Consider the following 15,189-nt stretch of genomic DNA (forward strand, 5'->3'; position numbering starts at 1 on the left):
ATTAGCATTATGAATAACGGTTTCCGTGCCTTTACAGATAATTGCTTAAAAGGAATTGAAGCGAATGAAGATCGCTTAAAAGAGTATGTTGAGAAAAGTGTAGGAATTATTACAGCCGTGAACCCTCATATCGGTTATGAAGCAGCAGCTCGCGTTGCGAAAGAAGCAATTGCAACAGGCCAATCCGTTCGAGAACTTTGTGTGAAAAATGGTGTATTGTCACAAGAAGACTTAGAGTTAATTCTAGATCCATTCGAAATGACACACCCAGGGATTGCAGGAGCAACTCTTTTAAAGAAAAATTAAAAGAAGAGGGGGACAATCCCCTCTTTTTTGTTTACAATATAGAAATGCTATATATGAATAGAGGTAGGGATGTTATGAGCAAGTTTACAGTAGCTTCTAATGGTGCATTAGAAACAACATTAAGAGGAGCAGAAGTATTATCAACACCACTTTTAAATAAAGGGGTAGCTTTCACACAAAATGAAAGAGAAGAGTTAGGTTTAAAAGGGTTATTACCGCCAGCGGTTTTAACGTTAGAAGAACAGGCACGCCGAGCATACGAACAATTTAGTTCTCAGCCGGATGATTTATTAAAGAATGTATACTTAACTGCGTTACATGATCGAAATGAAGTATTATTTTATCGTATATTAACAGATCATTTACGTGAAATGTTACCGATTGTATATACACCAACTGTCGGTGTAGCAATTCAAAGATATAGTCATGAATATCGTAAACCACGTGGTGTTTATTTATCAATTAACGATCCATCAGGTATCGAAGAAGCATTCACGAATATCGGTGCAACAGCTGAGAACATTGATTTAGTCGTTGTAACAGATGGAGAAGGCATATTAGGAATTGGTGACTGGGGCGTTGGTGGTATTAACATCGCAATCGGAAAATTAGCTGTTTACACTGCTGCAGTTGGAATCGATCCTAGTCGTGTATTACCGGTAATTTTAGATGTAGGTACAAACCGTGAGGAGCTATTAAACAATCCATTTTATATTGGAAATCGTCACCCTCGTATAACAGGTAAAGCTTACGATGAATTTATTGATACGTTTGTACAAGCGGTAAACAAACAATTCCCGAAAGCACTTTTACATTGGGAAGACTTTAGCTCTCGTAACGCACGAAAAATTTTAGATAAATATCGTCATGATGTTTGTACGTTTAATGATGATATTCAAGGTACAGGTGCAGTTTCACTTGCGGCAGTATTATCGGCAGTGAAAGCTTCTGGTGTACCGCTAAGTGAACACCGCGTTGTTGTATTTGGTGCTGGTACGGCTGGAATCGGTATCGCAGATCAAATTAGAGATGCGATGGTCCGCGTAGGCGTATCTGAAGAAGAATCATATAAGCGTTTCTGGTGTATTGATCGTAACGGGTTAGTTACAGATAATATGGAAGATCTTCTTGATTTCCAAATTCCGTACGCAAGAAAAGAAGTAGAAGTAAGTGGGTGGAAGCAAAATGATGTGATCGGACTTGCTGAAGTTGTGAAACATGTAAAACCGACAATTTTAATTGGTACATCTACTGTTGCAGGTGCATTTAAAGAAGAGATTATTAAAGAAATGGCTTCTCACGTAGAAAGACCAATTATTTTACCAATGTCGAATCCGACGCCACTTGCTGAAGCAAAACCAGCAGATTTAATCGAGTGGACAGAAGGAAGAGCGTTAGTTGCAACAGGAAGTCCATTTGAACCAGTTACATATAACGGTGTAACGTATGTGATTGGACAATCAAATAATGCACTGATTTTCCCAGGTCTTGGTCTTGGAACAATTGTAGTACGAGCAAGCGTCATGACGGATGGAATGTTCGCAGCAGCAGCTGAAGCAGTTGCAAGTATGGTAGATACAAGTCAGCCAGGAGCACCTATTTTACCAGAGGTCGAAGAATTACGTAATATCTCAGAAATGGTTGCAATTGAAGTAGCTAAAGTTGCAGTTGCAGAAGGTGTTGCAAGAGTGAACTTAAGTGATAACGATATCAAGATGGCAGTGAAAGAAGCAATGTGGAAGCCAGAGTATCGCCAAATAAAAGCGGTAGAAAAGGTTAGAATATAGAAAAAAAGCCCGTTTATAACAATAAGCGGGCTTTCGCTTTTACTACTGAAAAAAAGTATAGGAAGTGTCACCTTTGAATTGGAATCAATTATGGAAGAAAGATATGTCCCTTTTAATTATATTAATGGTCGTTGTTCCGATTGCTGGGGAGCTGAACTTTCATCCCTTTAATGATACGTTTCGAGTTAGCTTCGGTACACCGCTATTCTTCTTTTTATTATTATTTTTAAGAAGAGTACCAGCAGGAGTTGCAGGTATTCTTGTTGGTATATCTGTAGTCTTATTCCGAGTATGTCTTGACTGGATCATGCAAGGTTCATTTCATATGACAGAATCATTTTATTTGCGTTATCCTGTGTTCTTCTATTACTTTATTTATGGCAGTTTTTTTTCGCTTTGCAGGGTAAATAAGTTCCATCAGAAACCAATCATTATTGGATGCCTTGGAATTTCAATTGAAATTGTTGCAAGTATGTCAGAACTTGCGTTTTATCACATGTTAGTACTAGGTACAATAATAACGATTTCTGAAGTAAATAAACTCATCATTATTGCTATTTTTCGTAGTTTCTTTGCACTTGGTTTTTTAAATATGATGAATTTATATGAAACGAAATTAAAAGAATCGCAAGTTCGAAAAGAAAATGAAAATATGTTAATGCATCTTTCTAATTTATATGTGGAATCTGTTCATTTGAAAAAGACGTTACAAAATGCGGAGTTAATTACACAAGAAGCATATCAACTATATCGAAATTTACAAGTAAGCGCTGATTCAAGTAGTAAAACAGCATTGAAAATAGCGGGGGAAGTGCATGAAATAAAAAAGGATAATCAAAGGATATTTGCAGGATTATCTAAACTGTTATTAGATAAAAATGTGGCTGAATATGTAGAAGGACATGAGTTAGCAGAAATGATTGTTAGAATAAACGAGAAGTATGCTGAAATGCTAGAAAAGGATATACGTTTTTCTAAACATATAGAAGGTGAGCATGCTGCATATCACGTGTATACAGTTCTATCAATTTTTAATAACCTCGCTGCAAATGCAGTTGAAGCAATTGAAGATAAAGGTGTCGTTATTATTAAGCTATATAAAAGAGATCAACATATATTTTTTGAAGTAATTGACGATGGACCTGGTATTGCACAAAAGTATAAGAAATTAGTATTTAAGCCAGGGTTTACTTCCAAGTATGATCAAACGGGAACACCGTCAACTGGTATTGGGCTTTCTTACATAAATGAAATGGTAACAGAGCTAGGCGGAGAAGTGAGATTAGAAGGCCGAGAAAATAAAAGAGGATGTAAGTTTATCGTTTGTTTACCGGAGGGTAGTTTAAAGCGGGAAGGGGAATAGATTTGTTTTATTATATCGTAGACGATGATGAAGTTTTCCGTTCGATGCTTTCGCAAATTATTGAAGATGGAGATCTTGGAGAAGTAATTGGTGGGGCGGATGACGGAGCTTTTATTGAGGCGGATCAACTAAATTTTAAAAAAGTAGATATTTTATTTATTGATTTGTTGATGCCGATGAGGGACGGAATTGAAACAGTTCGTCACATTGCGTCAACTTTCACGGGGAAAATCATTATGATTTCTCAAGTGGAATCGAAGCAGCTTATAGGTGAGGCATATACACTTGGTGTAGAATATTATATTACAAAACCATTAAATAAAATCGAAGTTGTATCGGTTGTACGCAAAGTGATGGAGCGTATTAGATTGGAGCGTTCTATACACGATATTCAAAAATCATTGAATAACGTGTTTCAGTGGGAAAAACCGCAATTGCGTACTGAACCAGTGCAAGAAGGAAAAAAGATAGGGGATTTAGGGCGCTTTTTACTATCAGAACTCGGTATTGCGGGAGAGAATGGAAGTAAAGATTTACTTAGTATGCTGGAATATTTATATGGTCAAGAAAAGGCACAGACATTTGAGTTTGGCTTTCCTGCGTTAAAAGAAATTTTCCATCATATTACGATAAGAAAATTAGGGGATTTAGCTTTAGAGGCGGATATTGATAAAGAGAAAAAAGCGTCTGAACAAAGAGTACGTCGAGCTATTTATCAGTCGTTAAATCATTTGGCTTCTTTAGGATTAACAGACTTTTCAAATCCAAAATTTGAAAGCTATGCTCCAAAATTTTTCGATTTTACCGTAGTTAGAAAACGGATGACAGAAATGACGAAAGATGAACTCGCATCTTCTGGTCATACGCGAATTAATACGAAGAAGTTTATTCAAGTATTGTATTTTGAGGCGAAGAGGTTGATGGAGATAGAGTGAAGAAGATGCTTATAAATAAGCATCTTCTTTTGTTAAATCAACATTTTATATTTTCTCGTGGAGCATGTAAAATGTTAAGTAAGAGAAAATGGTTTTATATTAAGGAAGTGTCAAAGCGATGAGTTTCACATTGAATAAATCGATTATTAAAGAAGTGTGCGGAGATACCTCATATAAAAGAGGTGAAGCCTATTATAAATCAAATAAAGTGATAATAGATCATTACGATGAAAATAAAGAAATTTGTGAGGCGACAGTAAAAGGGAACGAGGATTTCCATGTTACAGTAGCAAAAGCCAAAAAGGGTGATGTTGTTGCAAAATGTAGTTGTCCTTCATTAGCGTCTTTTCAAACGTACTGTCAACATGTTGCAGCAGTATTAATACAAATAAACTATAATCAACAAACAGGTGGAATGAGCTCCGCTAGTAACAGAAATGATCAATTGACAAGTGGTATGTTTCAGCTGTTTGCAGATAAACCACTGAGGCCAAAAAGTAAACAACACCGTTTTGATACACGTGAAATATTAGATATTGAGTTTATATGTACACCAGTTGCTACGAGAAGTGGTGGGGCTCTTCTTGGAATTCAATTGAAACTTGCCAAAGTGTATTTCATAAATCATATTAGAGAATTTCTTTCTAAGGTGGAGAAAAGGGAATCTTTTCATTGTTCAAATGAATTTACATATACACCAGATGTACATAGTTTTAAACAAGAAACGGATGCAATTATTCAGCAGCTCATTAAAATGTATCATAATGAAAAAATGTATGAAGATACGCTAGAAGTACATGCGAAACAAGATGAAAGTATGATATTTATACCGCCAGCTTCGTGGAAGGATATGCTCTCTTCACTTTCTAAAGTTGAATATGTACAGCTGAAACAAAATGAACAACTGTTTCAGGGATTACAAGTTTCAAAAGGTTTGTTGCCGTTACACTTTGAATTTACGAAGGGAAATAATGGCGGATTTACACTTCATATAGATGGTTTAAATCGTGTACAAGTTATGGATATGTATAACAATGCACTTTACGATGGGAAATTATATCACTTACACATTGAAGATTGTATGCGACTTATTGAATTACAAAAGATGATGAGTCGCTCAAATAGTAATCAGTTTTATATTCCAGAAAGTAAGATGGAACATTTCGTCGCGAAAGTTGTACCAGGATTAATGAAGCTCGGAACTGTACACATTGATGAAGTAATATCGGATCGTGTTGAAACACCTTCGCTAAAAGCGAAATTGTATTTAGACCGCGTGAAAAGTCGCTTATTAGCAGGTCTTGAATTTCACTATGGGAACGTCATGATTAATCCGCTAGAAGAGGATGGACAGCCGTCTGTTTTTAATCGTGATGAGAAAAAGGAAAAAGAGATTTTAGACATTATGAGTGAAAGTGCCTTTGCAAAAACAGAAGGCGGTTACTTTATGCATAATGAAGAAGCTGAGTATAACTTTTTATATCACGTCGTGCCAACATTAAAAGGTTTAGTTGATATTTATGCGACGACAGCAATCAAATTGCGAATTAGTAAAGGGGATGCAGTTCCTCTTATTACAGTGAGAAGAAAAGAAAGAATTGATTGGTTGTCATTTCGTTTTGATATAAAAGGAATACCAGAAGCAGAAATTAAAGGTGTATTAGCGGCCCTTGAAGAGAAACGTAAATATTATCGATTGGCGAACGGTTCGTTTTTATCGCTAGAGAGTAAAGAGTTTAATGAAATTAATCAGTTTATAAAAGAATCAGGTATTCGGAAAGAATTTTTACATGGAGAAGAGGTAAATGTTCCACTTATTCGGAGTGTAAAATGGATGAACGGACTTCATGAAGGCAATGTTTTAAGTTTAGATGATTCTGTTCAAGAGTTAGTAGAAAACATTCAAAACCCGAAAAAATTAAAGTTTGCTGTGCCAAATACTTTAAATGCAGAAATGAGAAAGTATCAAGTATATGGGTTCGAATGGATGAAAACACTTGCTCATTACCGTTTTGGCGGTATTTTAGCAGATGATATGGGACTTGGAAAAACGTTGCAAAGCATTGCTTTTATAGATTCTGTTTTGCCTGAGATTCGAGAAAAGAAACTACCTATATTAGTCGTTTCACCATCATCTCTTGTTTATAATTGGTTTAGTGAATTGAAAAAATTCGCCCCGCATATTAGAGCAGTTATTGCAGATGGAAACCAAGCAGAGCGCCGGAAAATTTTGAAAGATATAACGGAATTTGATGTCGTAATTACGTCATATCCATTACTGAGAAGAGATATAAGATTATATGCAAGACCATTTCATACACTATTCCTTGATGAAGCGCAGGCGTTTAAAAACCCTACAACGCAAACGGCAAGAGCTGTGAAAACAATTCAAGCTGAATACCGTTTTGGGCTAACGGGTACACCTGTAGAAAATTCATTAGAAGAGCTATGGTCTATCTTCCATGTCGTCTTCCCAGAATTATTACCAGGAAGAAAAGAGTTCGGTGATTTAAGGCGTGAAGATATAGCGAAGCGAGTGAAACCATTCGTATTAAGACGATTAAAAGGGGACGTATTAAATGAGTTGCCAGAGAAAATAGAGCACTTACAATCATCGGAGTTATTACCCGATCAAAAGAGTCTCTATGCTGCTTATTTAGCGAAGCTAAGGGAAGAAACGTTAAAGCATTTAGACAAAGATACGTTACGTAAAAATAAAATTAGAATTTTAGCTGGTTTAACGAGATTGCGACAAATTTGTTGTCATCCTGCTTTATTTGTTGATGATTACAAAGGAAGTTCAGCTAAATTTGAACAACTGTTAGAGATTTTAGAGGAATGTAGAAGTACAGGGAAGAGAATATTAATTTTTTCTCAATTTACGAAGATGCTTTCCATTATTGGTCGTGAGTTAAATCGACAAGCAATTCCATACTTTTATTTAGACGGGAGTACACCAGCGCAGGAACGTGTAGAGCTGTGCGATCGGTTTAACGAAGGAGAAGGAGATCTATTTCTCATTTCTTTAAAAGCTGGTGGTACCGGACTTAATTTAACTGGTGCAGATACAGTAATATTATACGATTTATGGTGGAATCCAGCTGTTGAACAACAAGCGGCCGATAGAGCGTATCGAATGGGACAAAAAAATACAGTGCAAGTTATAAAGCTAGTAGCTCAGGGAACAATTGAGGAGAAAATGCATGAACTGCAAGAAAGTAAGAAAAATTTAATCGCTGAAGTGATTGAGCCGGGAGAAGGGAAATTGTCCTCAATCACAGAGGAAGAAATTCGAGATATTTTAATGATTTAATATAAAAAAGCTATGCCTTCAAATTTATGAGGGCATAGCTTTTTTGTTGTAATAATTATATTTTGTTTTGTACAAAGTAAAGAAATCAAATGTTATTTAAATTACTTCTTTGTACCTTTACTTTTGTATGGTTTGGCAGCTGCCTTTTTCTTTGCACTTGATTGCCAACGGTTCCATCCTTTACTTCCTGTACCTTGTCCTACACCTTTTTTCGGTTTTGCTTTCGTTTTACTCATATGATCACTCCGTTATATAAAAATCTTATTTGATAATAGTCAATGATTTAGAAAATACTCTTTATAAATGACTATGATTGCTTTAAGTAAAAATAAACTGCTTGAATGCTATAGTATATCATGAAATTGCAAGTAAACTGAAAGGAATTATAAAGAAAATGAAAATAATAAGAAATACTGCGGATTCTATATTCCGAACGATCACATTAATTATTGTTTATACGTTAGTTTCGGTCAGTGAAACATTTTTTGGATTGACGAGGCAGAAAAAGTAAAGATGTTAAATTAACAACAATCAATAAAGCCGTAAAATAAAGAATTGAAAAATATTTTAAAACTTTTTGTTGACTTTCTTTATTTTTTGTATAGAATAATCATTAATAAAATGTTTCAGAGATGTGACAACAAAACGACTATGAAAGGACGAGTAGTAGTAGGACGTAGTTTAAGCGAGTCAGGGGTGGTGTGAGCCTGATACGAAGCCTATTATGAAGAACCTCCTGGAGTTGCTAACCGAAATCCTTTATAGGAAAGTAGACTTAGCCGGGAACTTCGCCGTTACAAGAAGAACAGTATCGAGATATTTCATCTCCGTATTGTATAAGTGAGCAACCTCTGTTGCTAATTTGGGTGGTACCGCGGAACCAAAGCCTTTCGTCCCAGTTTTTTGGGAAAGAAGGGCTTTTTTTGTTGGCTTCTTTTCACAACATCCAAACATTTTAGGAGGAAACCACCATGTATCAATCATTAATGACAGTAAGAGAGACTCAAATTGCAATTAAGGAAGTTAAAACATTTTTCGAGGACCAATTAGCAAAACGCCTTGAACTATTCCGCGTATCTGCACCATTATTCGTAACGAAAAAATCAGGATTAAACGATCACCTAAACGGTGTAGAACGTCCAATTGAATTTGATATGTTACATTCAGGAGAAGAATTAGAAATTGTTCATTCACTAGCGAAATGGAAACGATTTGCATTACATGAATATGGATATGAAGCTGGTGAAGGTTTATATACAAACATGAACGCGATTCGTCGTGATGAAGAACTTGATGCAACGCATTCCATTTACGTTGACCAATGGGATTGGGAAAAAATCGTTCAAAAAGAATGGCGTACTGTCGATTACTTACAAAAAACAGTACAAACAATTTATGGAATATTCAAAGATTTAGAAGATCACTTATTTGAAAAATATCCGTTCCTTGGAAAGTATTTACCGGAAGAAATTGTTTTCGTTACTTCTCAAGAATTAGAAGATAAATATCCAGAATTAACACCGAAAGATCGTGAACATGCAATTGCGAAAGAACATGGTGCAGTCTTCATTATTGGAATTGGTGATGCACTTCGTTCAGGTGAAAAGCACGACGGACGCGCAGCTGATTATGACGATTGGAAATTAAACGGTGACATTTTATTCTGGCACCCAGTACTACAATCTTCATTTGAATTATCATCAATGGGAATTCGTGTTGATAGTAAATCACTTGATGAGCAGTTAACGAAAACTGGTGAAGACTTCAAACGTGAGTATGATTTCCATAAAGGTATACTAGAAGACGTACTACCATTAACAATCGGCGGTGGTATTGGACAATCAAGAATGTGCATGTACTTCTTACGTAAAGCTCATATCGGTGAAGTTCAATCTTCTGTATGGCCTGACGATTTACGTGCAGCTTGTAAAAAAGAAAACATTCATCTGTTTTAATAGAAGTGAGGGAATAGCTTAAATATAGAGCTATTCCCTCTTTTTTATAAAACATTACTTATTTATTACCGAGTTCTTCCGCTAAACCGATTAAAATTCCTTCGACTCCACGAATGTAGCAGAGACGATACGAGTTCTCATACTGAACTACTTCACCAACGAGCTCTGCACCATGCTTAGTGAGTCTCGATACCATTTCGTCAATGTCTTCAACGGTGAACATGACGCGTAGATAACCGAGGGCGTTTACAGGAGCATTTCGGTGATCTGATATAGTAGGTGGGGTGAGAAATCGCGAAAGTTCAATTCGGCTGTGGCCATCTGGAGTGACCATCATAGCGATCTCTACGCACTGAGAACCGAGTCCAGTTACGCGACCAGCCCATTCACCTTCGACATTGGCTCGACCTTCGAGATTCAAGCCAATCTCCTCAAAGAAAGAGATTGCGTTATCAAGGGATTCTACAACGATGCTGACATTGTCCATTCGTAGTAATTTGTTTTTTGCCATAGTCTTATCTCCTTATGTATAAAAGTCTATTATTTAATTATCCTCATAATTATACTACTAAGTAGTTACAAATTCCTTTCAGTCAAAAACACCTTGTCACAGTATAGGAAAATGTGACAAGGTGTTTTTTAATATGTCATATAGCATCGTGTTAACGAACAGCTTTTTATTTAATAGGAAGGTAATACATTAATCTGATTTTTTTAGCATTACTAAATATATCAGATTAGCTCATTTGCACTAAAGGCTCAATTTTCGCCATAAATGATTGATGCAGCGCCTCAACGCCTGTTACTAAATGAAGGCGGTCAATAACGACAGACACTTTAATTTCTGATGTACTTACCATTTTAATATGAATATCTTCTTCTTTTAAAGTAGTGAACATATTTGCAGCGACACCTGGGTTAGATACCATGCCAGATCCTACGATTGATACTTTTGCTAAGTGATTTTCATGTTCTACAGATTCATAGTGAAGAGTTTCTTGATTTTGTTCCAAAACTTCTAAAGTTTCTCTTAAATCATTCGAATGAATGGAGAAGGAGAGGTGTACAGTTCCTTCATTTGTAATACTTTGAATGATGATATCTACATTAATGTGTGCTGCTGCTAATGTAGAGAAAACTGTTGAAAGCGAGCCTTGTTCTAATCCTTTAATTGTGACACGTGTAATGTTATCCTCAAATGCAATACCTTTAACGATTGATTGTTGTTCCATGTTACATTCTCCTTTTACAATTGTTCCGTTTTCTTGTTCCATACTTGAGCGAACTTCTAAAACTACATTATGATTTTTAGCAAACTCAACAGCGCGCGGGTGTAATACGCCAGCACCGAGATTAGCAAGCTCTAACATTTCGTCATAAGAAATTTCGTCTAATTTGTAAGCATCTTTTACAACTCGTGGGTCCGTCGTATATACACCTGTCACATCCGTATAAATATCACATTTTTTTGCTTTAAGTGCAGCAGCTAATGCGACAGCAGTCGTATCAGAGCCACCACGGCCAAGCGTTGTAATTTCATTTTCTACACTTATACCTTGGAAACCAGCTACGATAATAATCGTACCTTCAGCAAGATAAGATTGAATACGATCTGTATGAATGTCAGTAATCCGTGCACTACTATGTACAGATTCTGTCGTAATACCTGCTTGCCACCCTGTTAATGAAATTGCATGATAGCCTTTTGCTTGCAGTGCCATTGTTAATAATGAAATAGTTACTTGTTCTCCTGTAGATAGAAGCATATCCATTTCACGTTTACTTGGATTTTCTGTGATAGCGTTAGCGAGTGCGACAAGTTCATCTGTGCTTTTTCCCATTGCTGAAACGACAGAGACAATGCTATGACCTCGTTCATATTCTTCAATAATTAAATTTGCTACATGTTGAATGCGTTCGACGCTTCCGACAGAAGTGCCACCAAATTTTTGAACAATTGTTTCCATTACAAATTCCTTCTTTCGTCTATTTTTAAGAATAGATTAGGAAATATATAAATCCCAATACTCCTGTAGTTACCAGAAAGACAAACAAAAAACACCATCTCAAATAAGTGAGGATGGTGCTGTTACAGGAAAAGGGAAACAGAAAACGGAGCTAATAAAAAAACCGCCAAAAAAGGAATATCATAAAAAAATGATATCTCTTTTTTGTAGATAGCTCTTCATACGTACACGTCTGTACATATGACAGTTCTGTTTCTATTCGAAAACAGCCCCAATTGATAAATGCAGAGAAATTTATCAATTTCGGCAATACTTCCTTTCATCTAAGTTCATAGACATCTCTGTGTCTCCATTAGAATACTCATAAGTATCGCAACCTCTATCTCACGTTTTAGGCGAGAGTGTTTGATTTATGAAGTTGTTGGTAACATTTGTTTTATAATAATTTAAATTTTTCGGGGAATCAAGTGTTTTATATATATTTTAAAAATTCTTTCTTTTTTTGAGGAAGTTTGTGAAAAATGTAGCAAAATAAATTCATTGCATGTACATTAAACTTATAGTGCATAGGAGGTGGGGAGAATGAAAAGGAAACAGCCTATTTATGTTGCGACAAAAATGAACACGACGATGGAAAAATTATGGGAATATACGCAAGAACCAGATATACATACAGAGTGGGATGCTCGCTTTACTGAAATTTCGTATTTAGAGAAAAAAGAAGGAGAACCACAGAAGTTTTTGTATAAAACAAAGATTGGATTTGGGCTTGAAATAGTTGGAGAAGGGGAATCAATAGGTGAAATAAGAAAAGATATTTTAATGCAGTTATGCAGTTTGATGAAAACGAAAATGAAATTGTAGATTATTTTGGTGAACCACATTTACTCGTTTCTACACTGCATTTTCATATCGATGAGTTAGGGGCAATGCATATTTCTTCAAAGAAACAATGGTTTTATATGTTTGGAAGAAAAATGCCGTTACCAAAATTTTTGTATGGTGAGGCAAAAATTGTTGAAAGTTATGATGAAACACTTCAGTGTTTTCGAATTCATGTACAAGTACGAAACCCGTTAATTGGTTCGCTTTTTTCATATAAGGGAACATTTGTGGAAAGGGAATAAACGATATGAAAAATATAATATTTGGGCTTGCTTGTTATGTTGTTTTTCTAATATGTGAGTGGTTGAATATAAATCCTGTTGAAGCAATTATATTATTATCTGTTTTATTATTTATACCAATGTCATTTTGTTTTTTTGATAAAAGAAAAAGAGATGGATCGCAATTATTATTTTATAAATCCGTATCATTTTTATATCCAATCGCAGCAATTTGTGCAATGCTAGCTTTCGTCACAAATCACTATTTATTTGCGCTAGTTTGGTTTGTATATACAGGAATTGTTGCGTTATTTGGTGTAAGTAGATTGCTAGAAAGAGGATGGAAGCCGTTAGAAGAGATCGCCATAGATAGTGCGTTTATTTATTTGTTTTTAGGTGGTTTTTGGTTTTCTGCTTCAGTAGCAAAACTTTCAATTATGCATTTTAGCTCTGACATTGTTTTACTCACAGCTGCACATTTTCATTATTCGGCGTTTCTATTGCCATTATCAGCTGGTTTAATAGGGAGAAAAAGAGAAAAGAGAAGTAAAGTGTATGATGCTATTATGTTTATCATCATGATTTCACCTATGACAGTTGCAATAGGAATTACATACTCAAGAATATTTGAATTTTTTGCAGTGTTCCTATATTTATGTGCAATTTATGGGTATGGATTTTACGTTTGGAGAGCAAAATTTAATGCTATCAGTGCAAAGATTCTTCTAATCGTTTCGTCTATTACACTCATGGTTACAATTATGTTCTCACTTATATATTCATACGGGAATTTGAAGCATGTCTTGACGATTACAATTGCTCAAATGGTTTGGATTCATGGTGTTGTCAACGGAATTGGAGTAGCGTTACCGGCATTTATCGGCTGGGTGATTGAAAAGAGTGTTCCGAATTATAAATACTATGGGAAACCAATGAGTAAGTTAAGAGGAAATGTGGCAATTGGTGAGGCTTATTTATATAGCAGCAATTTAGTAGACAGTAAGGAATACAACGGTTTAGTTGATAAAGTAAATGACTTTCATAGTGAGGCATTTGATGTGACGAAGGTTCCTTTAAGTATTATTCATTTTTATGAAAATACAGTAGAGTATGAATTGCAATCGAATATTAAATGGGCTCGTTGGTTCCGTCCGTTCGCACTTTGCTATGAGAAAATGAGTAAGCGTGTAGAACAAATACATTTAGGAATGGGCGGCAATTGGGAAACGATGCATGGCTCTATCATTAGTGTCATAGATGAGAAAGATGGAAGAGAGAATGTAAGGGCTTGGCTAAGAAAAAATGAAGCAGGTAAATCTATTTTTGTAGCTCTTTATTCAAAGCATACAAATAAGAATGAGACATATATGAATATCGCCTTACCTTTACCTTATTCGAATATGACTGGTATTTTGAAACTATATAATGATAGTCATGATTTAATTATTACTAGTAAGTTAAGAGAAAATGGTCAGGGAGATGAGGGGATTTATTTACATACTCGGTTCTTGACAATCCGTTTACCGTTAGCAGAGACTTTTATTATAAAAGAGCGCACGGATCACATACTAGAAGCTAATCATAGAATGTGGATATTTGGAGTTAAGTTTTTAGAAATTGATTATAAGATTAAGAAAGTACAGGAGAAGTAAGAAAAGCTTGGAGAGATTCCAAGCTTTTTTACGTATGTGTAATTGTTATAGCAACTTGTTTATCTAGCTCATTATCCCAAACACGTTGAATTTCAAAGGTGCCTTTTTCAAAAAATAATGGGAATCTTTCTTTAAACCAATCTTGCATAGGAAGCTTTAGTGCTGTATCGATTGGTATCCATAAGAAAGACTAAGCCCTAAAGAAATTAGGACTTAGTCTTCATTAAATACAAATGTTTGTTTCATTTTTTTACCTTCATTTACCGGATGGCCATTGTAAGAGAAATTCTTTTCTTCCCAAGTGATTACAACTTTAAAATTATGACTATTAAAGTCTAATGGGAATACCATGTAGTCAAAGCTTGTATGACTTTTAGAAATATTTTCATTAGGTGTAGTAGGTTTAAAGGTAGCTTTAGAGGTAGGGTTGTTATCAAGTATTTCCACAGATACGTTTGATACATCATGACCGATGTTTTTTACGAGTAAACTATACGTATCAAATACACCTTGCTTTGGCTGGATTGCTTGCTTGTTTGAGTTATGAGATTTATCAATTTCGACATACCATTGTTTAGACTTTGACGCAATCGGTAGTGACTGAAATGTGTAAGCACTAGCTTGTATTGGTAGTGCTAAGCATAAAAGTGTAAAGAGAGTTAATATTTTTCGTTTCATTTTTTTAGAGCTCCCATTCTTTAATGGATTTACTTGTTATTATCTTCTTTTTACGAGTGAATATACCATATAATGTAAAGTGGTTATAAGAGTAGTGAATCAATATCTTATTCAATACTCTTATAGC

General features: G+C 35.3%; 11 protein-coding genes, 3 pseudogenes, 1 riboswitch and 1 other annotated feature. Of the genes and pseudogenes, 9 read left to right on the forward strand and 5 right to left on the reverse strand.

Annotated elements, in window-relative coordinates:
• From QO049_RS11495 to QO049_RS11515, 5 genes are all read left to right on the forward strand, one after another.
• Positions 1-306: aspartate ammonia-lyase (locus tag QO049_RS11495; protein ID WP_080466760.1), on the forward strand; the 306-nt coding region annotated here is incomplete at its 5' end.
• 74 nt (positions 307-380) lie between these two features.
• Positions 381-2,093, forward strand: a complete 1,713-nt coding sequence (malS, locus tag QO049_RS11500) for an oxaloacetate-decarboxylating malate dehydrogenase (RefSeq protein ID WP_284489276.1) — start codon at positions 381-383, stop codon at positions 2,091-2,093.
• A 64-nt stretch (positions 2,094-2,157) separates the two neighbouring features.
• The gene (locus tag QO049_RS11505) at positions 2,158-3,456 is read left to right on the forward strand and encodes a sensor histidine kinase (protein ID WP_074595886.1); all 1,299 of its coding nucleotides are present in this window, start codon (positions 2,158-2,160) and stop codon (positions 3,454-3,456) included.
• A gap of 2 nt (positions 3,457-3,458) precedes the next feature.
• Positions 3,459-4,391 (forward strand): response regulator, encoded by a 933-nt coding sequence (locus QO049_RS11510; RefSeq protein WP_284489277.1) that lies wholly within the window; start codon positions 3,459-3,461, stop codon positions 4,389-4,391.
• A 118-nt stretch (positions 4,392-4,509) separates the two neighbouring features.
• Positions 4,510-7,704, forward strand: a complete 3,195-nt coding sequence (locus QO049_RS11515) for a DEAD/DEAH box helicase (protein WP_000011028.1) — start codon at positions 4,510-4,512, stop codon at positions 7,702-7,704.
• Between the two features lie 101 nt (positions 7,705-7,805).
• Here QO049_RS11515 and QO049_RS11520 read toward each other — a convergent pair whose 3' ends face one another.
• On the reverse strand, positions 7,806-7,940 hold the full coding sequence (locus tag QO049_RS11520; RefSeq protein ID WP_000047588.1) for a DUF3934 domain-containing protein: 135 nt from the start codon (positions 7,938-7,940) through the stop codon (positions 7,806-7,808).
• Between the two features lie 406 nt (positions 7,941-8,346).
• Positions 8,347-8,605 (forward strand) — a binding site (T-box leader).
• A gap of 70 nt (positions 8,606-8,675) precedes the next feature.
• Here QO049_RS11520 and asnA point away from each other — a divergent pair.
• A complete protein-coding gene (asnA, locus tag QO049_RS11525; protein WP_000284914.1) occupies positions 8,676-9,659 on the forward strand; it encodes an aspartate--ammonia ligase in 984 nt (327 codons plus the stop codon).
• Positions 9,660-9,717: 58 nt separating this feature from the next.
• On the opposite strand, the gene QO049_RS11530 is transcribed toward asnA, so the two are convergent.
• Positions 9,718-10,170: a VOC family protein gene (locus tag QO049_RS11530; protein ID WP_001107260.1), complete on the reverse strand. Its 453-nt coding sequence runs from the start codon at positions 10,168-10,170 to the stop codon at positions 9,718-9,720.
• A gap of 226 nt (positions 10,171-10,396) precedes the next feature.
• Positions 10,397-11,626, reverse strand: a complete 1,230-nt coding sequence (locus QO049_RS11535; RefSeq protein ID WP_098567531.1) for an aspartate kinase — start codon at positions 11,624-11,626, stop codon at positions 10,397-10,399.
• Positions 11,627-11,829: 203 nt separating this feature from the next.
• A riboswitch (Lysine riboswitch) is annotated at positions 11,830-12,016 on the reverse strand.
• A 192-nt stretch (positions 12,017-12,208) separates the two neighbouring features.
• Between QO049_RS11535 and QO049_RS11540 the strand changes: the two are divergent.
• The 3 genes and pseudogenes from QO049_RS11540 to QO049_RS11550 form a co-directional block, all read left to right on the forward strand.
• Positions 12,209-12,466, forward strand: a pseudogene (locus QO049_RS11540) (hypothetical protein); the annotation flags it as partial.
• Positions 12,430-12,753: pseudogene (locus tag QO049_RS11545) on the forward strand (DUF4166 domain-containing protein); the annotation flags it as partial. The pseudogenes QO049_RS11540 and QO049_RS11545, both read left to right, overlap by 37 nt.
• A gap of 5 nt (positions 12,754-12,758) precedes the next feature.
• Positions 12,759-14,384, forward strand: coding sequence for a YndJ family protein (locus QO049_RS11550; protein ID WP_284489278.1), 1,626 nt, complete (start codon positions 12,759-12,761; stop codon positions 14,382-14,384).
• A 28-nt stretch (positions 14,385-14,412) separates the two neighbouring features.
• On the opposite strand, the pseudogene QO049_RS11555 reads toward QO049_RS11550, so the two are convergent.
• Both QO049_RS11555 and QO049_RS11560 read right to left on the reverse strand, forming a co-directional pair.
• Positions 14,413-14,568: pseudogene (locus QO049_RS11555) on the reverse strand (DNA mismatch repair protein MutT); the annotation flags it as partial.
• A 29-nt stretch (positions 14,569-14,597) separates the two neighbouring features.
• Positions 14,598-15,062 (reverse strand): hypothetical protein, encoded by a 465-nt coding sequence (locus QO049_RS11560; RefSeq protein WP_000823343.1) that lies wholly within the window; start codon positions 15,060-15,062, stop codon positions 14,598-14,600.
• Positions 15,063-15,189 lie beyond the last annotated feature (127 nt).

The organism is Bacillus sp. RB3 (genome assembly GCF_030164735.1).
Lineage (GTDB): Bacteria > Bacillota > Bacilli > Bacillales > Bacillaceae_G > Bacillus_A > Bacillus_A cereus.